The following is a 21846-nucleotide window of genomic DNA, read 5'->3' on the forward strand; positions in this document are numbered from 1 at the left end:
GACGGCGGCCCGGGTCGACGTCGTAGTGGACGCCGTTGCAGTAGGGCAGGAAGTCCAACGCGTCGTTGGCCGGGCGCGGTTCGGGGCCTAAGGAGTCGGTCGCGCCGTCATCCGGAACCACTGGCTGGGGGCAGGGCCGGTGACGGTCACGTCACCGCCGCGGTCGGCGGCAGTTGGGCCGGGCTCACCTGCTCGCCCAGCACCTCGGCCATGAACTGCACCAGCCAGCGCTGCGCCGGGCTGCGCGAGGACTCGTGCCGTGCGTACAGGGCGATCTCGATGGGCTCGGTCTCGAACGGCAGCCGCACCAGGCGCACCCGGTGGGAGGCGGTGAAGACCTCGCCGACGTACTCGGGGACGATGGCCACCAGATCGGTCTGTTCCAGCAGGTAGGGCAGCATCGAGAAGCGGGTGGCGTCCACGGCCACCCGTTCCAGGAGCCCGTGTGCGCCCAGCAGGGCCCTGGGCGTGACGTGGCCGCTCGGTCCGAACACCGTCGCGTGGTGCTCCGCCGCCAGGTCCTCCGCCGTGACCTCGTCGCCCCGCACCCGCGGGTGGTCCGCGGCGACCATCAGGACGTAGCGCTCGCGGAAGAGCGGGATGCGCACGGTCAGGTGCGAGGTGATCACCGGTGTGGCCACGAACGCGTCGAGGTCGCCGCGGCGCAGCTGTCCCTCGGCGTCCTCCACGTCGAAGGGGCGGACGGTGAACGACACCCCCGGTGCCCGCTCGCGCGCGGCGGCCACGAGCCTCGGCAGAAGGGTCGCCTCGCCGAGGTCGGACAGGGCGATGGTGAAGCGGCCCGACATGGTCCCGGCGTCGAAGAGGTCGCCCTGGCGGACCGTCCCGTCGATCTCGGCCAGCGCGCGCTGGAGCGGCAGGTACAGCCGCCGGGCGCCGGCGGTGGGGGTCAGCCCGCGTCCGTTGCGGCGGAACAGCTCGTCGTCGAAGTGCCGTCGCAGCTTGCCCAGGCTGTAGCTGACGGTGGGCTGCGTGACGTGGAGCGTCTCGGCGGTGGCCGTGACGCTGCCGGTCTCGTAGAGCAGCACGAAGACGCGGGCCAGGTTGAGATCGAAGGTGCCCATATCGAAGAACTCTATATCGGAGTGGCGAAACATCTATTGGTGCCCATGTCGCGGGGTGCCTAGCGTGTGCCACGTCACTTCGAAAGGAACGTCCGTGCCATCCGTGCGTCGTGTCTCCCACGATTTCCTGGAGCGCCAGGGGCTCACCACCGTCTTCGGCAATCCGGGCTCCAACGAGCTGCCCTTCCTCGCCGAGCTGCCCGACGGCTTCCGCTACGTCCTCGGCCTGCACGAGGGCGCCGTCGTCGGCATGGCCGACGGGTACGCCCAGGCGACCGGCCGCCCGGTGCTGGTCAACCTGCACGCCGCCTCCGGTTCCGGCAACGCGATGGGGGCGCTGACGAACGCCGTCGCCTCCCGTACGCCGCTCGTGGTGGTGGCCGGGCAGCAGGTGCGCCCCGCCATCGGCCCCGAGGCGAACCTGGCCAGCGTCGACGCCCCGGCCCTGATGAAGCCGCTGGTCGGCTGGGCGGCGGAACCGGCGTGTGCCGGGGACGTGCCGCGCGCGCTCGCCCAGGCCCTCTTCGAGGCGCGGCTCCAGCGCCGGCCGACGTATCTGTCCGTGCCGTACGACGACTGGTCGGCCGAGGTCGACGACAACGCCCTGGCCGTGCTCGACCGGCAGGTGCTGCGGGCCTCGGCGCCCGGCGGCGAGCAGCGCCGGTGGCTCGTGGAGCAGGTCGCCTCGGCCCGGCGCCCCGCGCTCGTGCTGGGCGGCGACATCGACTCGGCCGACCGCTTCGACGACGCCGTGCGGCTGGCCGAGCGGCTCGGCGGGCCCGTGTGGGCGGCGCCCTCGCAGTTCCGGCTGCCGTTCCCCAACCGGCACCCGCAGTTCCGGGGCGTGCTGCCCGCCGGGATCGCGCCGGTCTCCGAGGCCTTCGAGGGCCACGACCTGGTGCTCGTGCTGGGCGCGCCGGTCTTCCGTTACCACGAGCACCTGCCCGGCCGGTACCTGCCCGAGGGCACCCGGCTGATCCAGGTGACCGAGGACGCCTCCGCCGCCGCGCGGGCGCCGATGGGCGAGGCGCTGGTCGCCGACCCGGGCGCCGTCATCGACGTACTCCTCGAGTCCCTCGACGCCGCCGGTAAGCCCGCGGATCCCTACCGGCCCGTGCCGGCGCCGCTCACCGCCGAGGGACCGGGGCTCCACCCCGAGCAGGTCTTCGCCGCGCTGCGCGACGAGATGCCCGAGGACACCGCGTACGTCGTCGAGTCGACGTCGACCAATGCGGCGTGGTGGCGCCAGATGGATCTGCGCCGCCAGGGCTCCTACTACTTCCCGGCGGCCGGCGGACTCGGTTTCGGCCTGCCCGGTGCGGTGGGCGTCGCGATGGCGCAGCCCGGCCGGCCCGTCGTCGGCGTGATCGGGGACGGATCGGCCAACTACGGCATCACCGCCCTGTGGACGGCCGCGCAGCACCGCGTCCCGCTGACCGTCGTCCTGCTGCGCAACGGCACGTACGGGGCGCTGCGCTGGTTCGGCGGGCTGCTCGGGGTGCCGGACGCGCCCGGTCTCGACATCCCGGGCCTCGACTTCACCCGCATCGCGGAGGGCTACGGCGTCCGGGCCCAGCACGTCGGCGGGGCGGCGGAGCTGCGCGCCGCACTCGCCGAGACGCCGGACCACCCCCGTCTGATCCAGGTGGACACCGCGCTCACCACACCCTCCTGAACCGACTCGAACCCGACCGAAGATCCCGACCGAAGATCCCGACGAGAGGGAAGACGATGACACTCCTGGACAGCGACGTCTGGGGCGGGAAGTTCTACAGCGAAGGCTGGCAGGACTCCCCCACCGAGCAGCCGGTGACCGAGCCCGCCACCGGCGACCGGCTCGGCACGGTGGGCCTGGCCACGGCCGAGGACGTGAACCGCGCCGCCGCCCGGGCCGCCGAGGCCCAGCGCGAGTGGGCGGCGACCTCGCCGCAGCGGCGCGCCGCCGTGCTGCGGCGCGCGGGTGAGCTGTTCACCGAGCACGCCGCCGAGATCGAGGACTGGCTGGTGCGCGAGGCCGGCTCGGTGCGGTCCAAGGCGAACTTCGAGGCGGGGCTGGCGATCGGCGAGTGCTTCGAGTGCGCCGGGCTTCCGACGCATCCGCAGGGTGAGGTGCTCACCTCGGAGGACGCCCGCTGGTCGCTCGCCCGGCGCCGTCCCGCCGGTGTCGTCAGCGTGATCGCGCCCTTCAACTTCCCGCTCATCCTCGGCCTGCGTTCGGTGGCACCCGCGCTGGCGCTCGGCAACGCCGTACTGCTCAAGCCGGACCCGCGCACCGCGGTCGGCGGCGGCGTCGTCATCGCCCGGATCTTCGAGGAGGCCGGGCTTCCGGCCGGTGTCCTGCACCTGCTGCCGGGCGACGGATCGGTCGGCCGGGCGGTCGTGGAGGCGCCCGAGGTCCGGGTGATCTCGTTCACCGGTTCCACTCCGGTCGGGCGGGCGATCGGCGAGCAGGCCGGGCGGCTGCTGAAGCGGGCGCACCTGGAGCTGGGCGGCAACAACGCGCTGGTCGTGCTGCCCGGCGCGGACGTGGCGAAGGCGGCCTCGGCGGGGGCGTTCGGCTCGTATCTGCACCAGGGGCAGATCTGCATGACGACGGGCCGGCACATCGTGCACGAGTCGCTGGTGGAGGAGTACACCGCCGCGCTCGCCGCGAAGGCCGAGGCCCTGCCGGTCGGTGACCCGGCCCGGGAGGACGTGGCGCTCGGTCCGATCATCGACCGCCGGCAGCTGGAGCGGGTGCACGGCATCGTCACCGACAGCGTCGCGGCGGGCGCGAAGGTCGCCGCGGGCGGCGAGATCGACGGCGCCGGCTACCGCGCCACCGTGCTGACCGGTCTGACGACGGACATGCCGGCCTGGCGCGAGGAGATCTTCGGCCCGGTCGCCCCCGTTATCTCCTTCTCCACTCCGGAGGAGGCCGCGCGGATCGTCAACGACTGCGAGTACGGGCTGTCGGTCGGCATCCTCGGCGACGTCGGTACGGCGATGAAGCTCGCCGACCGGATCGACTCCGGCAAGGTGCACATCAACGAGCAGACCGTCAGCGACGAGCCCAACGCCCCCTTCGGCGGGGTCAAGGCGTCGGGCACCGGCTCCCGTTTCGGTGGTGCCGCGGCCAACGTCGAGGCGTTCACCGAGACCCAGTGGCTCACGGTCCGCCCGGACATCGCCGACTACCCGTTCTGATCCCTCCGGTCACCCGTACCGGTTCCACCCGGCCGCCCCGGCCGGTCCGGCTCCGCTCACTCACACCCGTCCCCCGGGGGGAGAGTCGTCATGGCTTCCACCACCACGTCCGGCGCGCCCGCGCAGACCGGCCGCGCCGTCAGCGGCACGTGGACGGTGATCCTTTGCTGGATCACCGTCCTGCTCGAGGGCTACGACCTCGTCGTCCTCGGCGCCATCATCCCCACCCTGCTCAAGACCCACCATCTCGGCATGACCGCGGGCGACGCGACCACCATCGCGACGCTCTCGCTCGTCGGCGTCGCCATCGGCGCGGTCTGCGTCGGCCCGCTGGCCGACCGGCTGGGCCGGCGTCGCCTGCTCATCGGCTCGGTCGTGCTCTTCTCGGTCCTCACCATCGTGGTGCCGCTGGCGAACTCCGTCGCGATGTTCGCCGCGCTGCGCCTCCTCGCCGGTCTGGGCCTGGGCGCCTGTATGCCGGTCTCGCTCACGATGATGGCCGAGCACATGCCCGCCAGCCGCCGGGCGCGGGCCAGCACCCTGACGATGACCGGCTACCACACCGGTGCGGTGCTCACCTCGCTGCTGGCGCTGCAGGTGACGGACAACTGGCAGATCCTCTTCTACCTGCTCGGCGTCGTCGGTCTCGTGATCGCCGCGATCCAGTGGTTCAAGCTGCCGGAGTCGGAGGCCTTCGTGCGGGCCAAGCAGGACGGGGCGCAGCGGGTGCCGTTCACCGAGCTGCTCAAGCCGGCGTACCTGCGTGCGGGCATCGGCATCTGGGTCGCGTCGTTCATGGGCCTGCTGCTGGTCTACGGCCTCAACACCTGGCTGCCGAAGCTGATGAACGACGCCGGCTACCCCGTGCCGACGGCCGTGACCCAGCTCCTCGTGCTCAACGTCGGCGGCGTCGTCGGTCTGGTCCTCGGCGGGTTCGTCGCCGACCGGCGGGGCATCAAGGGCACCACCATGGTCTGGTTCGCGGTCTCGGTGGCCATGCTGGCGTGCCTGAGCATCAAGATGGAGAGCGACCTGCTGCTCAACGTCGTGGTCTTCTTCACCGGCGTGTTCGTCTTCTCGGCCATGGTGCTCGTCTACGCCTACGTGACGCACTTCTACCCGGCGTCCGTGCGGAGCACCGCGCTGGGCTCGGCGTCCGGGATCGGCCGGATCGGCTCGATCGTCGGCCCGTCGATCACCGGCGCGCTGGTCGCCTCGGGTGTCGGTCACCCGTGGGGCTTCTACTTCTTCGCTGCGGTGGCGGTCCTCGGCTTCCTGGCCGTACTGACGCTGCCGCGCGGCGGTGGGAGCGAGCCGACCGAGGCCGCGGTGCCCGCGGCACCCGCCGCACCGGCCGGGTGACGTCCTGACGGCATGAGGAACGGGAGCAGTGGGCCGCGCGGCCCGCTGCTCCCGTCGGTGTCTGGGGGTGTGCGGGGGTTGTGTCTCAGTCCTTGTCGACCTTCTGGCTCAGCACCTTGCCGTTGGCCGCGTCGACGTCGACGGAGGTCTTGTTCCAGTTGCCCTTGTCGACCACGTCGACGCCCCAGACCACCTGCTGGTCGTCGGTGTCGCCGAGTTCGACGTGGGTGACGGTGCCCTTGGCCTTTTCGGTGGCCGCCTTGACCGCCTGCTCCGGCGTCTGCTTGGCCTTGTCCAGCCAGTCGGTCACCTGGGTCTTGTCGTCGGCGTCCTGGTCCGGGTCGACCTGGGAGCGGAAGACCTTGCCGCTCACCGCGTCGATGTCGATCCGGTGCAGGGTGCCGTCGGACTGGGCGACCTCGGCCTCCCACTCCGGGGCGCCTTCACTGGGGGCGGGGTTGGGCATGCTGGGGCTGGCCGAGCCGGTCGCCGAGCCCGTCGGCGACGCGGTGGCGTCGCCCTCCGTGCGCTTGAGTTCGAGGTCCACGAGCTTGCCCTCGGGGACCTCCTTGACGGCGGTGTCGGCCGCCTTGTCCCAGGTGACCTTCGTCGCTGAGACGAGCTCCTTGCGCTCGGTCTGGTCCTCGTTCATCGAGGCCGACGGAGAGCCGGAGGGGGACTCGGACTGGGTATCGGTGGCGGTCGGGGAGGCGGACTCGGTCTGGGCCGCCTCCGCGACGCTGGAACGGTTCGTATCGGCGTTGGTGCAGGCCGTCAGCAGCAGGGCGGAGGCGCCCAGGGCACCCACCACGGCCAGCGAACGCAAGGGGGGAAGTCGTCGTGCAGAGCTCATGGTGCTGTCCGTAACCGTTCCGTCACGCAGACACACCGGGCCGGTATGAAAATCACCCCATTGGCCGGGGGTGAGGCGGCCCGGTGGGCAGCGGGGCCGGCGGAGGCTTCAGCGGGCCCGCACGAACTCCACCCGGCCGGTGCCCGTGGCGGCCACCGGGCATCGGGGCAGCGTCCGGATCCCGCCCCCTTCCAGCCACTCCCGGTACGCGGTGGACTGGCGGGCCACCTCCCAGTACGCGTCCTCCAGGGCGGGGAAGACGGCGTCCAGCTCGGCCCGGGTACGGGCGGCCAGCAGCAGACGCACACCGAGGGGGTCGCCGTACAGACGCCGTACCGCCATGTCGGGGCGGGACTGGGAGCTGGGCTGGCAGACGGTGACGACCTCGCCGGTGGCGACGAGGGAGGCGGCGGTGTGGTAGTCGCCGTGCTGCACACGGGGGTTGAGGCCGACGGCGCGCAGCATGCGGTGCACGCCGTCCCATTCGCCGTCGACGGTGGGGTCGACCATCCACCGGTCCTCGGCGAGATCGGCGAGCCGGACGACGGGCCGGACGGCCGCGGGGTGGTCGGCGGGCAGCATGACGAACTGCGGTTCGCGCTCGACCAGGACGCGCACCCGCAGGCCCTCGGGGATGTGCAGGGCACTGCCCTCGACCTCGTGCACGAAGGCCACGTCGAGCTGGCCGTCGGTGACCCGGCGCAGCAGCGCGTTGGCGGAGACGTCCATCTGCAGGGTGGGCTCCAGGCCCGGCCGTCTGAGCCGGCGCAGCCAGCCGGCCAGGGCGCGGCTGGCCGTGGAGCCGACCCGCAGCCTGCTGTCACCGGCGGCCGCGGCGGCGCGGGCCTCGCGGACCAGGGTGCTCATGTCGGCGAGCAGCGGACGGGCCCGGCCGAGCACGGTGCGGCCGAGCGGGGTGGGGCGGCAGCCGGTGCGTTCCCGGACGAACAGGGGGCCGCCCAGGGCCTGTTCGATGCGAACCAACTGGGTGCTCAACGTGGGCTGGGCGACGCCCAGTTGGCGTGCCGCCCGGTGCAGGCTGCCGGCGTCGGCGATGGCGCACAGTGCGCGTAGGTGCCTCACCTCGAGCTCCATGCAGGGAGCGTAAGGCGGAACAGTTGGTTGCGCCAGGTGAACAAAAGGCGGCGGATCAGGGCGAGTTCTGCACTCTGGTCAAAGCCGCAACGAGTGACCGGACGGCGGGTGATAGCCCCGTCCTATCACCTGTTGCCATCATCACAGCGGGCTCATGGGCGCTCCACACTCACCGGTGACGACTTCTCCCCACTCCCCCACTCAAGGAGTCATCGATGCGTATCAGCCTGCCCCTGCTGTCCACCGCGGTCGGTCTCGGCCTGACGGCCGCCGTCCTCGGCACCGGTCCCGCCGCGACGGCCGCGGCGCCCCAGGAGCCGGTCCGGGCGGCCCAGGTCGGCTACCTGCCCTCGGCCGGCTCGGGCGAGGACGCGGCCGCCAACCGTGCGTTCTTCGAGGCGGTCGTCAAGTCCGTCGCCAAGAAGCGCGCCGCCAACCCGTCGCCGTCGGCCGCCGCGGCCGTCACCGTCTACTACAGCGCCACCAACGCGCCGAGCTTCCGTTCGCAGATATCCCGCTCCGCCCAGATCTGGAACAGCTCGGTGTCCAACGTGCGGCTCGCGGAGTCGAGTTCCGGCGCGGACTTCGCGTACTACGAGGGCAACGACTCGCGCGGCTCGTACGCCTCCACGGACGGGCACGGCAGCGGCTACATCTTCCTCGACTACCAGCAGAACCAGCAGTACGACTCGACCCGGGTGACCGCCCACGAGACCGGGCACGTGCTCGGCCTGCCCGACCACTACTCCGGGCCGTGCAGCGAGCTGATGTCGGGCGGCGGCCCCGGCCCGTCCTGCACCAACCCCTACCCCAACTCCAACGAGCGCAGCCGGGTGAACCAGCTGTGGGCCTACGGCTTCCAGGCCGCCCTGGACAAGGCGCTGGAGAAGACCTCCCAGCGCTGACGTCGGCGACGGACATCCGTGTGGGCGGCCCGGCCGGGCCGCCCACACGCACGTGTGCCCACGCCCGTTCCGGTCAGGGGTGCGCGGCGGCGGGAAGCGCCGCGCGTACGGCCCGGTGGACGGCGCGGGCGAGCCGGGCGCCCCACTCGGAGCGGGGGCCCGCGAAGGCGTGCACCTCGGCGCCGTCGCCCGGAGTCCTGGCGGCGACGCACACCGCGTCGGTCGGGGTGCCGGAGCAGTCGAGACCGGCGTCCAGCAGTGCCTGGACCTTGGCCTCGGTCGCCGTCATCACCGCGTTGACGAGGGCGGCGTCGCTCAGCGCGACGGGCAGCGCGGCCACGATGTTGATCGTTCCGGGCGGCGCGACTCCGGCGGCGCCCTCCTCGGGCCCGGCCGCCCAGCCGCGCACCGAGACGCCGGCGGTCGCCACGGCCTCCGCCCCGCCGTCCCGCGCACGGCCGTGGGCGGACACGTCGGCGGCCGTCATCAGGCCCACGCCGGGCCCGCGGGCGCCGGCGGCACGGGCCAGGCCGGCGAGGTGCCGTGCGGGGTCGGTGCGCCGGTAGCCGTGGGCGACCTGGGCGTTGAGCACCCACGCGCGCTCGGCGAGCCCGCCGCCCAGCACGGCGCTGCTGACCATCCGCCAGCCCGGCCCCGGGCGCCATAGCAGGGCGTGCAGCCGTTCGCCGTCCTCCACCCGTGTGAGGTGTTCCGGGTCCATCAGGCGGGCGGCCCCGCTGCGGGGCGGAGGCAGGAGGGCGGGCACGGGTCGGGGGCTCCCAGCGGCGATCGGCGGAGGTCGGAGGCGGACCGGACGATCGTACTCAGCGCCGGTGACACGGCGGCCGGCCACCCGGTCGGTCGCGGGGCGCATTGCGGACCCGGGTTCGGGCACCTTCACTGAACACAACTTCGCCACCAGGCGACGGATCGGAGGCCGCGATGCTGTCCCACACCCTGGAGCATGGGGTCCTGGTCATCACGGTGGACCAGGACCCGGGGATCGACGGGCGGGCCACACTGACCACACACATCACCAACCTGGTCGACGCCCATCAGCCGAGCCCGGTCGTCATCGTCCTGACCGAGCGGGCCGCCGGCCATGCCGCGGTCAGCGCGGTGCTCCGGGCACATCAGTGGTGCGGGCGGCTCGACGTCCTGATGTCGGTCGTGACCCACAGCGCGCCGGTCCGGCGGCTGCTGGAGAACAACGCCGACAGCTCGGGTCCGCGCCTGGTGGTGCACGCCCGCGTCGACACCGCGATCAGCACCGCGTTCACCGCGGCGGCCTAACGCCCCGTACGGGAGTTCCGCGGCGGCCGGGTGCCCCGGTCCGGGCGCCCGGCCGCCGTTCCGTCACCACTGGTCACTGCTGTCCGAGCCAGAGGTCGGGGCCGAAGACCTCGTAGTGGATGGCCTCGGCGGGCACCCCGCGGCTCAGCAGGTCGCCGCGGACCGCGCGCATGAAGGGCACCGGGCCGCACAGGTAGACCGTGAGACCCTCGGGCAGGTCGATGCCGGTGAGGTCGGCGCGGCCGGTGGACGCCTCCGGTGCCTGGTCGCCGGGCTCCTCGTACCACAGGTGGAGCCGGGCGTCGGGCAGCGCGCGTACGAGTTCGAACTGCTCCTGCCGGTGGGCGTGGTGGTCGGGAGTGCGGTCGGCGTGCACGACGGTCACCGGACGGGTGGCGCCCGCGGTGGCCAGGTGGTCGAGCATCGCCAGCATGGGGGTGACGCCGATGCCGGCGGACGCCAGCAGCAGCGGGCCGTCGTGCTCCGCCAGGCCCAGGTCGCCGAACGGCGCGGACGTGGTCAGCACGTCACCCTTGCGGGCGTTCGCGTGCAGCCAGGAGGAGACCTCGCCGTCGGGCTGCCCGTCGCCCTGGACACGCTTGACGGTGATCCGCCAGTCGGGCCGGCCGGGCGCGGCGGACAGGCTGTACTGGCGGATCTGCCGGGCGCCGTCGGGCAGTTCGACCTGGACGCTGATGTACTGGCCCGGACGGAACGGGGCCGGGGCGCGGTCGTCGGCCGGCCGCAGTACGAGGGAGACCGCGTCGGCGCTCTCCTCCACCCGGTCGGCGATCTCCATGGACCGCCAGACGTCTCCGGCCTCGACGCCCGTCTCCGCGTAGAGCCGGGCCTCGAGGGCTATGAGCGCGTTGGCCATCAGCCAGTAGACCTCGTCCCAGGCGCGGGCGACCTCGGGGGTGACGGCGTCGCCGAGCACGTCGACGATGGCGGCCATGATGTTCTCGTGGACGACCGTGTACTGGTCGGGGGTGATGCCGAGCGAGGCGTGCTTGTGCGAGATGCGCGAGAGCATCACGTCGGCGCGCTCGTCCGGGTTCTCCAGCAGCATGCCGGCGAACGCGGCGATGGAGCCCGCCAGGGCCCGCTGCTGCTCGCCGTTGGCCTGGTTCCCGCGGTTGAACAGGTCCCGCAGCAGTTCGGGGTGGGCGTCGAAGAGCTTGCGGTAGAACACGTCGGCGATGTCACCGATGGCCGCCCCCACGGCGGGAAGAGTGGCTCGGACCACGGGAACGGACTGTTCGGAGAGCACAGCGACTCCTTAATTGGTAGATGATATTCGTGTTTTGGGGCACAGCTCGGCGGTCTTGCGGACCACCGCCCGTTCATCCCGAGGGGCGCTCCGTCAGGCCGATCAGAACCGGGCCGGTCGGCGAGGCCACCAGGTCGGTGACGGTCAGGGGGTCGAGCGCGGCGTAGAACGCCTCCTGGGCGTCACGCAGGGCGCCGCGCAGCCGGCAGGCCCCGCGCAGGGGGCACGGACTGTCACCGTCGCAGTCGACCACCTCGGCATCGCCCTCGAGCTCCCGCACCAGCCAGCCCACCGAGGCGTGCCGCCCCAGGCCGGTCAGCGTCAGCCCGCCGCCGCGACCGCGCCGTGCCTCCACCACGCCCAGGTGCTGCAGGCGGGTGATGGCCTTCGCCGCGTGCGTGTACGGCACACCGACAACCTCGGCCACCTCTCGGGTGGCCATCGGTTCGTCACCGTCTCTCACGACCGCCAGGCGCATGACGGAACGCAGCGCCAGGTCGGTGAACTTCGTCAGCCGCACACCAGGAAGCTACCAAATACGCATGCTAGATTCGCCTTTACCCGGGGTACGGGCCCTGTGCAGTGCGTCACTGGAGCGGCCGCACCCGGAGCACACCGCTCAAGAGGGCGGCGTATCAGGCACGGTTGGGCACACGGATCGGCGGCACCTGATGGCAGTGGAAGACAGCGGCTCCTCCGGTACGGCGGCGGACTCCCCCCTCCCCCGGTTGCTGTGCGACACGGCGGAGCTCTTGTCCCTGGGCGGCGACGCACCGGCCGGCGCCCTGTGGAAGCTGGCGGAACCCGGACGGCAGCTCGACGCCAACGTCGTCCGCCTCCCCGCCGGGGGCCGGGTGGACGCGCACACCGAGCCCGACCTCGACGTCCTGCTCCTCGTCCTCGACGGTGGGGCCCGCCTCGACTCCGCCGACGGCGAGCACCCCTTGCGCGCGGGCGCCCTGACCTGGCTGCCGCACGGCTCGACCCGGGCCGTGCTCGCCGGGCCGGACGGGGTGACGTACCTGACCGTGCACCGCCGGCGTCCCGGCATGCGCATCCAGCCGCCGGAGGCCGCCGACCGGCTCAGAAGGCCGCTCGACGGCGGCGACGGCACCTGATCGGCGGCGGGCGGCGTTCAGCGTGCCTCGGCGCGCAACTCCGTCAGGGACCGCGCCGTCAGCGGGCGCGGCTCCTCGTCGGGGTCGACGAGGACGACGGTGCAGGTCGCGGCGTGGGTGAGGGCGCTGGTGAAGCTGCCGTCGGCGAACTGGGTCAGCGGACCGCGCGGGGAGCGGCCGACCGCGACCGTGCGGGCCCCCACCTCGGCGGCGTGCCGGGCCAGGGCGCGGCCCGCGGCGGCGTGGTCGCCGATGCCGGTGAGGATCTGGCCGGTGGCGGCGACACCGAGGCCGCCGAGCCGGTCGAGGTGCGCGGTGACGGCGGCCTGCGCCTCCGCGTCGGTCTCGGTGTCGGCGGCCTGTTCCTCGACGACGGCGGTCTGCCGTACGTGGACGACCTCGAGCGGACTTCCGGTGTCGCGGGCGAGACGTGCCGCGGCGTCCACGACGGCGGCTGCCTCGTGGTGGGTGCCGACGGCCACGACCACGGGCGGCGCGTCGGTCGCGGCCGGGGCGCCGACGGGGGTCAGCGTCGGGGAGACGGTTTCCCCTTCGCCGGTGTCCGTCTCGGCCCGGCGGAGCAGCCGGTGGCCGCTGGCCAGGACGGGGATGGCGAGGAGGAAGGTGGCGGCGCCGAGGTAGAAGGGGACGCTCAGGTCGGTGGCGTCGGCGAGCTTTCCGGCGACATAGGGGGCCAGGCCGCCGCCGATGAAGCGCAGGAAGCCGTACGCGGAGGAGGCCACGGGGCGCTCGACCGGGGAGACGAGCATGACGGCCTGGGTGGTGAGGGTGTTGTTGATGCCGATGAAGGCGCCGCTGACGATGACCGCGACGATCACGGTGGTGGGGGCGGTGACGCCGGCGGCTATGACGGCCATGACGATGCCGAGGCCGAGCAGGTTGGCGTAGAGGACGGGTGCGGTGCCGTACCGGGCCTGCAGGCGGGGGGCGAAGAAGACGCTGAAGGCGGCGACCAGCAGGCCCCAGGCGGTGAAGACCAGGCCGAGTTCGTGGGCCTCCAGCTCCATCGGGTACGGGGCGTAGCCGAGCATGGTGAAGAAGCCCCAGTTGTACAGCAGGGCCATGATGCCCATGGTCAGCAGGCCTCGATGACGCAGGGCCTTCAGGGGGGCCAGTGGTGAGGTGACCCGTTTCGGCTTGGGCAGGTCGGGCACGAACGCGAGGGTGGCGATCAGGGCGACGGCCATCAGGGCGGCGACGCCGAAGAAGGGGCCGCGCCAGCTGATGCCGCCCAGTTCGCCGCCGAGCAGGGGGCCGACGGCGATGCCGAGGCCCAGGGCGGTCTCGTAGAGGATGATCGCGCCGCTGAAGCCGCCGCTGGCGGAGGCCACGATGACCGCGAGTGAGGTGGCGATGAACAGGGCGTTGCCCAGACCCCAGCCGGCGCGGAAGCCGACGATGCCGTTGATGGAGCCGGTGGCGCCCGCCAGGGCGGCGAAGACGACGATGACGGCGAGGCCCGTGACCAGGGTGCGCTTCGCGCCGATGCGGCTGGAGACCCAGCCGACGAAGAGCATGGCGACGGCGGTGACGATCAGATAGCTGCTGAACAGCAGGGAGACCTGGCTGGGGGTGGCGTCGAGGCTGTCGGCCAGCGCCGGCAGGATCGGGTCGACCAGGCCGATGCCCATGAACGAGATGACACAGGCGAAGGCGACGGCCCAGACGGCCTTGGGCTGCCGGAAGGGACTGGCGGCCTTTCCACTTGGTGCACTCATGTGCGGTCTTCCTCCGAGGTTTGGTTGTGGATGACCCGGGCCAGGGCCAGGAGCGCGGTGGTGGTGGCCTGCTGTTCCGGCCCGGTCATGTCCTCCATGAGCTGCTGGAGGGCCCCGGCACGTTCGGCGCGCCGCCGGGCCAGGACCTCGAGGCCGGTGGACGTCACCGCCACGAGCACGCCACGCCCGTCGCTCGCGTCGGCGGTGCGCCGGGCCAGTCCGGCGCGTTCCAGGCGCGTGACGAGCTGGGTCATGTTCGGCTGGGAGACGCCCTCGGCCCTGGCCAGCTCGGTCAGCCGCTGCGGGCCCTCGCGGCTCAGCCTGGCCAGCGTCGAGGAGGCGGCGGTGCTCAGACCGCCGGTCCGGGCGCTCTGCCGCACGTACCGGATCATCTGCTCCATGGCGATGATCAGGTCGTCCGGGGTCGGGGCGTTGCGGGGCGGACTGTTCGGTCCAGGCCCCTCCGTCGGCGCATCCATAAGCACATTATGCATTTAGATGTAGCATGAAACAAGGTGGATCGGCGCCGCCTCCCCTGTTGCCTCCGGCCGCCCCCGGGGCACTCCTCCAGAGAGCGAGGGAGGAAACGGCATGGACGACTGGCGCGGGTTCGCCAAGCAGATGGCCTCGATGGCCCGCGATCTGCTGGCCCAGGAATCGCTCAACGACACCCTGGAAAGGATCACCGCTTCGGCCACGGAGCTGGTGGAGGACTGCGACGCCGCCGGCATCCTCATCCTGCGTGACCACAAGGTGCAGTCGCTGGCCCCCACCGCTCAGGTGGTCATCGACAGCGACGAACTGCAGGGGCGCGTCGGGGAAGGCCCGTGCTTCGACGCCGCCCGCGCCTCCACGGGAGAGCGGCAGTTCCGCATCGCCGATTTCACGCACGAGGCCCGACGCTGGCCCAAGTACGTCCCCGAGGCACGCAAGTTGAACCTCGGCAGCATGATGGGCTTCCTGCTGTTCACCGAGGACGAGGACCTCGGTGCGCTGAACCTGTACTCCTACCGGCCCGGTGCGTTCACCGAGGCCGACGAGACGGCCGGCTGGCTGCTGGCCTCCCACGCGGCGGTCGCCTTCTCCAGCGCGCGTACGCACGCCCAGTTGCAGGAGGCCATCGGCACCCGGCACACCATCGGAGAGGCCATGGGCATCCTCATGGGCAGGCACCGCCTCACCGAGGACCAGGCCTTCGCGACCCTGCGCCGGTACTCGCAGGACAACAACGTCAAACTGCGGACCGTGGCGGCACAGGTCTGCGAACAGGGGGGCCTGCCCTGAGAGGAACGGGGTGGCCCGCCCTGGAGGACGAGCAAGAAGATGAACAAGTCTCTCTCGTTCAGATCATGAACCCTCGTATAGTGATCGCCAGTTGAGTGCCGTGTGACAGCCTCTGCTCGCATGCGCCCCGTTGGACGACACGAGGGCCGCTCCGGCGGCCTGGCGAGGACCCGAGATGGGTCGTCGACCTCAAGGCGGCCTTCGCCTACCCGCTGCCGATGTACGTCATCGCCGACCTGATGGGCATCGAGGAGGCGCGGCTGCCGCGCCTGAAGGTGCTGTTCGAGAAGTTCTTCTCGACGCAGACCCCACCCGAGGAGGTCGTGGCGACCCTCACCGAGCTGGCCTCGATCATGGCGGACACGGTCGCCGCGAAGCGCGCGAACCCCGGTGACGACCTGACGAGTGCGCTGATCCAGGCCTCCGAGAACGGCGACCACCTCACCGACGCGGAGATCGTCTCGACCCTCCAGCTGATGGTGGCCGCCGGGCACGAGACGACGATCTCGCTCATCGTCAACGCCGTGGTCAACCTGTCCACCCACCCCGAGCAGCGGGCGCTGGTGCTGTCCGGCGAGGCCGAGTGGTCCGCGGTGGTCGAGGAGACGCTGCGCCACTCGACGCCCACCTCGCACGTGCTGATCCGGTTCGCGACCGAGGACGTGCCGGTGGGCGACCGGGTGATACCCGCCGGGGACGCGCTGATCGTGTCGTACGGCGCGCTGCGCCGCGACGAGCGGGCGCACGGTCCGACGGCGGGCTCCTTCGACATCACCCGCACGTCCGAGAACCGGCACATCTCCTTCGGCCACGGCCCGCACGTGTGCCCCGGCGCGGCCCTGTCGCGGATGGAGGCCGGCGTGGCGCTCCCGGCCCTGTACGCCCGCTTCCCGCGCCTGGACCTGGCGGTGCCGGCCGCGGAGCTGCGCAACAAGCCGGTGGTCACGCAGAACGACCTGTTCGAGCTGCCGGTCAGACCGGCCTGACCGCACCCGGCCACGGCCGGGTCCCTCACCCGCGGCGCGTTTGCTTCCCGCCCCGCGGGTAACTCCGGCATTCCGGACGCCGACCCCCGGGAGTCGCCATGTGGAAGCGCAAGGGCAGAAAGGGCCGCCGGACCGCCAAGCCGGTCCCCATGGAACTGTGCGACCTGTGCGCCAGGGTCTTCCCCGAGGACGAGTCCGTGAGCGGCTACGTGCCGGACTCCTCCGCGGCGCACGGCACCAACGAGTGCTTCGACGGGCTCCGGCTCATCACGACGTGCTCGGACGACCACTTCGACGCGATCAAGGAGGAGTACGCGCACCGGCCCTTCGTGGACGAGGAGCTGTGGGCGGCGAAGCTGAACCGGGCCCTGACCTCCGGCCCGCCGGCCCTCAGCATGGACCAGCTCGGCTGCCGGACCGGCCTCCAGGAGCCGCAGATCCGCGCCGCCGTCGCCTGGCACAACGAGCGCATGCGGGAAGCCCAGCAGCGCACCGATCCCTGAGGCCGGGGCATCGCCCGCTCCCCCGCCCCGGCGTTCCCGGGCCCGTCCCCCGCGCCCGCCGTCCGGCCCGGGGGCGGTGCCGCCGGGCGGGCCGTCCGGGTGCACCGACGTTTGCCCGGGCTCCGGCCGGGTCACTCAGTTCCCCGTCGCGAGCCATCGAAAGGACGCCCGAGGAGCACCCGTGAACCGGTTGTGGCGGCCGTTCCACCGTGTGTGGGACTGGTTGGCCGCGTCCGCTCTGGTCCGGCGCGGCCGGGACCTGGAGTTGATGCACCGGGCCATGGGCTTCGCCACGCTCGCCCTGGTCACGCTGGCTCCGTTGCTGATCGTGGTGGCCGCGGCCGATCCGCTGGGACGGGGGGGCTTCGCCTCGTGGCTGGCAGACGGGATGGGCCTGTCCGGGCGGTCGGCCCGCGTGCTGACCGACATCATCAGCCCACCGACCAAGGTCGTCGGCACGACGAGCGTGTGGGGCGGAATCCTGCTCGGCGTGTTCGGCGTGTCCTTCGCGGCGAGCGTCCAGAACGGTTACGAGCGCATCTGGGAACTGCCCTCCGGCCCGTGGCACCGCATCTGGCGCCAGATGACGTGGGTGGTCCTGCTGACCGCCTACCTCTACCAGGAGGTGCAGACGCGCACCGCGCTGCACGGTTCGGCGCGGATCGCGCTGTCGACCGCCAGCGGCATTGTGTTCTTCTGGTGGGGCCAGCACTTCCTGCTGGGCGGGCAGGTCCGCTGGCGCGACCTGCTGCCGGGAGCCCTCGCCACGATGGTGGGACTGATCGGGCTGCGCGGCTTCTCGTACCTCTTCTTCACTCCGCTCATCCTCGACAACGCGTTCAGCTACGGCGCGGTCGGCATCGTGCTGGTGGTGGAGTCCTGGCTGATCGGCGTCGGGTTCGTCGTCTTCGGCGGCGCGATGGTCGGGCACTGGTTCTGCGAGCACCACTGGTGGGCGCGGAACATCGACCGCAGACCGGACTGACCCGAGGGCCGTCAGGGCGGTCGACAGGGCCGTCGAAGAGCTGTCGGCCGGCCGGTCAGACGGCGCGCCGGCGCAGGCCGCCGGTCACTACCGCCGCGGCCACCCCGGTCACGGCGGTGGCCAGGGCCAGCGGCCTGCGGCGGCGGGAGATCCAGAACTGGAGGCTGCGCGGATGGGACTCGTCGTCGAAGATGCCGTGCGCGCCGTAGTCGTCCGGGGCGGTGTCGTCCGGCGGCTTCCAGAGGTTGACCGGCCGTGACGGGTCGACGGGCCGGTCGGTCTGCTGCCCGTCGTAGCCGGTGCGGGCCAGATAGCGGTCCAGGAGCCCGGGGGCGAACTTCTGGCCCAGCAGAGTGGCGACGGTGGAGCCGCCGACCCAGTACATGCGCCGCTCGGGGTGGTCGGCCGCGTACAGCACGGCCTCGGCGGCGACCTCGGGCTGGTACACGGGGGCCACCGGCCGCGGATGGCGGGGCAGCCGGGTGAGGACCCAGCTGAACTGGGGCGTGTTGAGCCCGGGCATCTGGACCATGGTGACCCGCACCCCGCTGCGGTCGTGCAGCAGCTCGCAGCGCAGTGACTCGGTGAACCCCTGGATGGCGTGCTTGGCCCCGCAGTAGACGGCCTGGAGCGGGACGCTGCGTTCGGCCAGGGCCGACCCGACCTGGACGATGGTGCCGCGATCGCGCGGAGTCATGCGGCGCAGGGCGGCCTGGGTGCCGTGGACGAAGCCGAAGTAGGTCACCTCGGTGGCCCGCCTCAACTCTTCGGGCCGGATCTCCGGCACGGGCGCGAACACGGTCGAGAACGCGGCATTCACCCATACGTCGATGGGGCCGAGTTCTTCCTCGACCCGTCCGGCCGCCGCGTCCACGGCCTCCGCGTCGGCGACGTCCACGACCAGGGGCAGCGCCCGCCCGCCCGCCTCGCGGATCTCCTCGGCCGCCCGCTCCAGCGCGTGTTCGCCCCGTGCGAGCAGGGCCACGGCGGCCCCCCGGGCGCCGAAGGCCCGGGCTGCGGCACGGCCGACGCCGCCGGTGGCGCCGGTGACGACGACGACCTGCCCGCGAAGTCGGGCGCCGCTCACTTCCTGCCCCGGCCGGGGAGGTGCTCGGCGTACTCGGTGAGCTTCTGGCGTACCCCCTTGGTCGCGATCCCGGTCAGCTCCGGGTCGTGCAGCGCGGCCTTGATCGCCTTCTTGCCCTGGTCCTTCATGATGTGCGGCGGGATCGGCGCGATCTCCGCGTCCACCTTGAACTCCAGGACGACGGGCCGGCCGGCGGCGAGCGCCTGGTCCCAGGCGGCGCCGACCTTCTTGGGGTCGTCGCAGACGATGCCCTTGAGGCCGAGGAGCTCGGCGTAGGCGGCGTAGGGCACGTCGGGGATGTCCTGCGAGCCCGGGTACTTGGGGTCGCCGGCCATGGCGCGCTGCTCCCAGGTGACCTGGTTGAGGTCCTGGTTGTTGAACACGCAGAAGATGAACGGCGCGGGCCCGGACAGGCGGTCCATGTACCGCTTGATGGTGATCATCTCGTTCATGCCGTTCATCTGGAACGCGCCGTCCCCGACGAAGGCGATCACCGGCCGGTCCGGGTAGGCGAACCGGGCGGCGATGGCGTACGGCGTCCCCGGGCCCATGGTGGCGAGCGTGCCGGAGAGCGAGGCCTGCATGCCGTCGCGCAGCAGGAGGTGGCGCGCCCACCAGTTGGTGCCCGAGCCGGAGTCGGCCGTCAGGATGACGTCGTCCGGCAGCCGCGAGGACAGTTCGCCGGCGACGGCCTGGGGGTTGATGGTCTTGCCGAAGTGCTCCCCCGCCCAGCGGTCGCACAGATCGTGCCACTCCCGGACGTCCTTCTCGATCTTCTCCCGCCAGCCGCGGTCCTCCTTGCGCTGGAGCATCGGGATCAGGGCGCGCAGGGTCTCCCTGGAGTCGCCGACGAGGTGGGCGTCCATGGGGTAGCGGATGCCGATCATGCGGCCGTCGATGTCGATCTCGACGCCGCGTGCCTGTCCCTCCTCGGGCAGCCACTCCGAGTACGGGAAGCTGCTGCCGACCATGAGCAGGGTGTCGCAGCCCTGGATCATGTTGTCGCTGGCCTTGCTGCCCAGCAGGCCGATGGGTCCGGTGACGTACGGCAGGTCGTCGGGCAGGACCTCGCGGCCGAGCAGCGCCTTGGCGACGCCCGCGCCGAGCAGTTCGGCGACCTCCATCACCTCGGCCTCGGCGTTGGCCGCGCCCTGACCGACGAGCATGGCGACCTTGCCGCCCGCGTTGAGGACGTCGGCGGCCTTGCGCAGCTCGTCGAGGTCGGGCAGGACCCGCGGCTGACTCCAGCCCACGCTGGAGAAGACGGAGCCGTGCTCCCTGGGCGGGGAGGGCTGGGCCTCCTCCTCCTGGATGTCGTTGGGGATGATGATGGTGGCGACGCCCCGGGTGGTCAGCGCGGTCTTGAAGGCCCGGTCGATCACGTGCCGGGCCTGGCCCGGGTGCACGATCATCTGGCAGTACTCGGACACGTCCGCGAAGAGCTGGTCGAGGGCGATCTCCTGCTGGTAGTGGGTGCCCAGCGACAGCCGCTTCTGCTGCCCCACCACCGCCACCACGGGCTGGTGGTCGAGCTTGGCGTCGTAGAGCCCGTTGAGCAGGTGCACGGCGCCAGGCCCCGATGTGGCGACGCAACAGCCCACCTCACCGGTGAACTTGGCATGGCCGCAGGCCATGAACGCGGCCATCTCCTCGTGCCTGGCCTGGATGAACTCCGGGTCCCCGTCGGCCCGGTCGAAGGCGCCGAGCAGACCGTTGATGCCGTCACCCGGATAGCCGTACACCCGCTGGACGCCCCACTCGGACAGGCGCTGGAGCACGTAGTCGGCGACTTGGGTCATGGAGCTCTCCCGGGCGTGTGGCGACAGCGGTCGGCTTGTGGGGTTACCCTCCCGGCCGTCCCTAAACCGACCGGTCCGTACCCTTCAGCCGCTTCCCGGCCCCGCCCGTCGCCCACGCGGGCGGCGGTGCCGTGCTCGCCCGGGTCACCAGCCGGGTCGGCACCAGGGTCGTGCCCCGCTCCGGGCCGGCCGCGCGCATCTTGCGCAGCACCGCCTGGACGCACAACCGGCCGACCTCCGCGAAGTCCTGGTGGACGGTGGTCAGCGGGGGCAGGAAGGAACCGGCCTCGGGGATGTCGTCGAAGCCGATGACGCTGACGTCCTCGGGCACGCGCCGGCCGCGTTCGTGCAGGGCGCGCAGCAGGCCGAGGGCCATCTGGTCGTTGGCCGCGAAGACGGCGGTGCACTCCTCGCGGGCGGCGAGTTCGAGGCCCGCCCGGTAGCCGGACTCCGCCGACCAGTCGCCCCGGACGAGGGGCGGCGGGGTGCGCCCGGCCTCGGTGAGAGTCTGCCGCCAGGCGTCGGTGCGGCGCTGGGCGGCGAAGGAGCCCTCGGGGCCGCCCAGGTGCCACACCGTGTCGTGCCCGAGGTCGAGCAGGTGGCGCACGGCGGCGCGGGAGCCGCCGGCCTGGTCGGTGTCGACGACTGTGTAGGTGTCGCCGGCGTCGGAGTCGACCACGACTACCTGGACGTGCGGCGGCAGTTTGAGGGACGCCGCGTCCAGGAGGTGGACCTCCATGATGACGATGACGGCGTCGACGGCCAGTTCCTCCAGCCGCGAGAACGCGCCGCGCACCTCGTCCTGAGTGGGGACGGCGACCGGCAGCAGCGTCACCGCGTACCCCACGCTCGCCGCGGAGGTCGCGATGGCCTCCAGGGTGCGGACGTTGCCCGTGGTGGTCAGCGTGAAGGTGATGACGCCGATGGTGCGGAACTCGCCGCGCTTGAGGGCCCGGGCCGCGCTGTTGGGCCGGTAGCCGAGCTCCTTCATCGCCGCCAGCACCTGCTGCCGGGTCTCCTCGGTCACGCCCGCGTAGCCGTTGGAGACGCGGGAGACGGTCTGCGAGGAGACTCCCGCCAGCCGGGCGACGTCCGCCATGGACGCCGTGCGCTCCCGGCCGCGCCGGGGACGCGCGGGTGCGCTCGTCGGGACTTCCTCAGCCGTGCTCACTCGCCGTCAGCCGCCTCTCTGTCGCTGCCAGGTCCGGGTGCGAAAGGACCCTTGACCGCCGTCATCGGGGCAGTGTAGACATGCCGCCATCGGATGTTTACGTAAACATAGCAGCTCGACGCCTT

The 21846-nt window shown here is 72.3% G+C and carries 20 protein-coding genes and 1 pseudogene; 10 read left to right on the forward strand and 11 right to left on the reverse strand.

From position 1 onward, the window contains the following. Nucleotides 1-146: 146 nt before the first annotated feature. Nucleotides 147-1085 carry a LysR family transcriptional regulator gene (locus ABS735_RS19695; protein WP_373903101.1) on the reverse strand — a complete coding sequence of 313 codons (939 nt, stop codon included), beginning with the start codon at nt 1083-1085 and terminating at the stop codon, nt 147-149. A gap of 94 nt (nt 1086-1179) precedes the next feature. Here ABS735_RS19695 and mdlC point away from each other — a divergent pair, with 94 nt between their 5' ends. The 3 genes from mdlC to ABS735_RS19710 all read left to right on the forward strand — a co-directional run bounded on the left by mdlC (nt 1180) and on the right by ABS735_RS19710 (nt 5633). Beyond that, a complete protein-coding gene (gene mdlC / locus ABS735_RS19700; protein ID WP_373903100.1) occupies nt 1180-2760 on the forward strand; it encodes a benzoylformate decarboxylase in 1581 nt (526 codons plus the stop codon). A gap of 56 nt (nt 2761-2816) precedes the next feature. Continuing rightward, nucleotides 2817-4271 (forward strand): benzaldehyde dehydrogenase, encoded by a 1455-nt coding sequence (locus tag ABS735_RS19705; RefSeq protein ID WP_373903099.1) that lies wholly within the window; start codon nt 2817-2819, stop codon nt 4269-4271. A 90-nt stretch (nt 4272-4361) separates the two neighbouring features. Next, complete coding sequence (locus tag ABS735_RS19710; protein ID WP_373903098.1) at nt 4362-5633, forward strand: MFS transporter; 1272 nt, start codon at nt 4362-4364, stop codon at nt 5631-5633. Nucleotides 5634-5718: 85 nt separating this feature from the next. On the opposite strand, the gene ABS735_RS19715 is transcribed toward ABS735_RS19710, so the two are convergent. Both ABS735_RS19715 and ABS735_RS19720 read right to left on the reverse strand, forming a co-directional pair. Further along, a complete protein-coding gene (locus ABS735_RS19715; RefSeq protein ID WP_373903097.1) occupies nt 5719-6486 on the reverse strand; it encodes a PepSY domain-containing protein in 768 nt (255 codons plus the stop codon). A gap of 108 nt (nt 6487-6594) precedes the next feature. After that, complete coding sequence (locus ABS735_RS19720; protein ID WP_373903096.1) at nt 6595-7581, reverse strand: LysR family transcriptional regulator; 987 nt, start codon at nt 7579-7581, stop codon at nt 6595-6597. 215 nt (nt 7582-7796) lie between these two features. On the opposite strand from ABS735_RS19720, the gene snpA reads away from it, so the two are divergent. Then, a complete protein-coding gene (gene snpA / locus ABS735_RS19725) occupies nt 7797-8486 on the forward strand; it encodes a snapalysin (RefSeq protein ID WP_373903095.1) in 690 nt (229 codons plus the stop codon). A gap of 73 nt (nt 8487-8559) precedes the next feature. On the opposite strand, the gene ABS735_RS19730 is transcribed toward snpA, so the two are convergent. Then, nucleotides 8560-9252: an adenosylcobinamide amidohydrolase gene (locus ABS735_RS19730; RefSeq protein WP_373903094.1), complete on the reverse strand. Its 693-nt coding sequence runs from the start codon at nt 9250-9252 to the stop codon at nt 8560-8562. A 176-nt stretch (nt 9253-9428) separates the two neighbouring features. Between ABS735_RS19730 and ABS735_RS19735 the strand changes: the two genes are divergently transcribed. Then, the gene (locus ABS735_RS19735; RefSeq protein WP_373903093.1) at nt 9429-9779 is read left to right on the forward strand and encodes a hypothetical protein; all 351 of its coding nucleotides are present in this window, start codon (nt 9429-9431) and stop codon (nt 9777-9779) included. Between the two features lie 73 nt (nt 9780-9852). Here the strand turns inward: ABS735_RS19735 and ABS735_RS19740 are convergent, their stop codons facing one another. Together ABS735_RS19740 and nsrR are read right to left on the reverse strand one after the other, a co-directional pair. Further along, on the reverse strand, nt 9853-11049 hold the full coding sequence (locus ABS735_RS19740) for a globin domain-containing protein (RefSeq protein WP_373903092.1): 1197 nt from the start codon (nt 11047-11049) through the stop codon (nt 9853-9855). 73 nt (nt 11050-11122) lie between these two features. Continuing rightward, nucleotides 11123-11569 carry a nitric oxide-sensing transcriptional repressor NsrR gene (nsrR, locus tag ABS735_RS19745; RefSeq protein WP_373903091.1) on the reverse strand — a complete coding sequence of 149 codons (447 nt, stop codon included), beginning with the start codon at nt 11567-11569 and terminating at the stop codon, nt 11123-11125. A gap of 151 nt (nt 11570-11720) precedes the next feature. Here nsrR and ABS735_RS19750 point away from each other — a divergent pair, with 151 nt between their 5' ends. Further along, a complete protein-coding gene (locus ABS735_RS19750; RefSeq protein WP_373903090.1) occupies nt 11721-12167 on the forward strand; it encodes a hypothetical protein in 447 nt (148 codons plus the stop codon). Between the two features lie 17 nt (nt 12168-12184). On the opposite strand, the gene ABS735_RS19755 is transcribed toward ABS735_RS19750, so the two are convergent. Next, on the reverse strand, nt 12185-13906 hold the full coding sequence (locus ABS735_RS19755) for an MFS transporter (protein WP_373903089.1): 1722 nt from the start codon (nt 13904-13906) through the stop codon (nt 12185-12187). Then, nucleotides 13903-14385, reverse strand: coding sequence for a MarR family winged helix-turn-helix transcriptional regulator (locus ABS735_RS19760; protein WP_373903088.1), 483 nt, complete (start codon nt 14383-14385; stop codon nt 13903-13905). The genes ABS735_RS19755 and ABS735_RS19760 overlap by 4 nt, the downstream gene beginning before the upstream one ends. A gap of 112 nt (nt 14386-14497) precedes the next feature. Here ABS735_RS19760 and ABS735_RS19765 point away from each other — a divergent pair, with 112 nt between their 5' ends. The 4 genes and pseudogenes from ABS735_RS19765 to ABS735_RS19780 all read left to right on the forward strand — a co-directional run bounded on the left by ABS735_RS19765 (nt 14498) and on the right by ABS735_RS19780 (nt 17664). Continuing rightward, nucleotides 14498-15190, forward strand: a complete 693-nt coding sequence (locus ABS735_RS19765) for a GAF and ANTAR domain-containing protein (RefSeq protein ID WP_373903087.1) — start codon at nt 14498-14500, stop codon at nt 15188-15190. Nucleotides 15191-15369: 179 nt separating this feature from the next. Continuing rightward, a pseudogene (locus tag ABS735_RS19770) lies at nt 15370-16176 on the forward strand (cytochrome P450); the annotation flags it as partial. Between the two features lie 98 nt (nt 16177-16274). Then, nucleotides 16275-16679 carry a hypothetical protein gene (locus tag ABS735_RS19775; protein ID WP_373903086.1) on the forward strand — a complete coding sequence of 135 codons (405 nt, stop codon included), beginning with the start codon at nt 16275-16277 and terminating at the stop codon, nt 16677-16679. Between the two features lie 181 nt (nt 16680-16860). After that, the gene (locus tag ABS735_RS19780; RefSeq protein WP_373903085.1) at nt 16861-17664 is read left to right on the forward strand and encodes a ribonuclease BN; all 804 of its coding nucleotides are present in this window, start codon (nt 16861-16863) and stop codon (nt 17662-17664) included. A 55-nt stretch (nt 17665-17719) separates the two neighbouring features. On the opposite strand, the gene ABS735_RS19785 is transcribed toward ABS735_RS19780, so the two are convergent. The 3 genes from ABS735_RS19785 to ABS735_RS19795 all read right to left on the reverse strand — a co-directional run bounded on the left by ABS735_RS19785 (nt 17720) and on the right by ABS735_RS19795 (nt 21721). Further along, a complete protein-coding gene (locus tag ABS735_RS19785; RefSeq protein ID WP_373903084.1) occupies nt 17720-18751 on the reverse strand; it encodes an SDR family oxidoreductase in 1032 nt (343 codons plus the stop codon). After that, nucleotides 18748-20550, reverse strand: coding sequence for a thiamine pyrophosphate-requiring protein (locus ABS735_RS19790; protein WP_373903083.1), 1803 nt, complete (start codon nt 20548-20550; stop codon nt 18748-18750). Before ABS735_RS19790 ends, ABS735_RS19785 begins: the two co-directional genes overlap by 4 nt. Before the next feature lie 61 nt (nt 20551-20611). Then, nucleotides 20612-21721, reverse strand: coding sequence for a LacI family DNA-binding transcriptional regulator (locus tag ABS735_RS19795; protein ID WP_373903082.1), 1110 nt, complete (start codon nt 21719-21721; stop codon nt 20612-20614). Nucleotides 21722-21846 lie beyond the last annotated feature (125 nt).

Origin of the sequence: Streptomyces sp. MMCC 100 (assembly GCF_041538145.2) — a bacterium.
Lineage (GTDB): Bacteria > Actinomycetota > Actinomycetes > Streptomycetales > Streptomycetaceae > Streptomyces.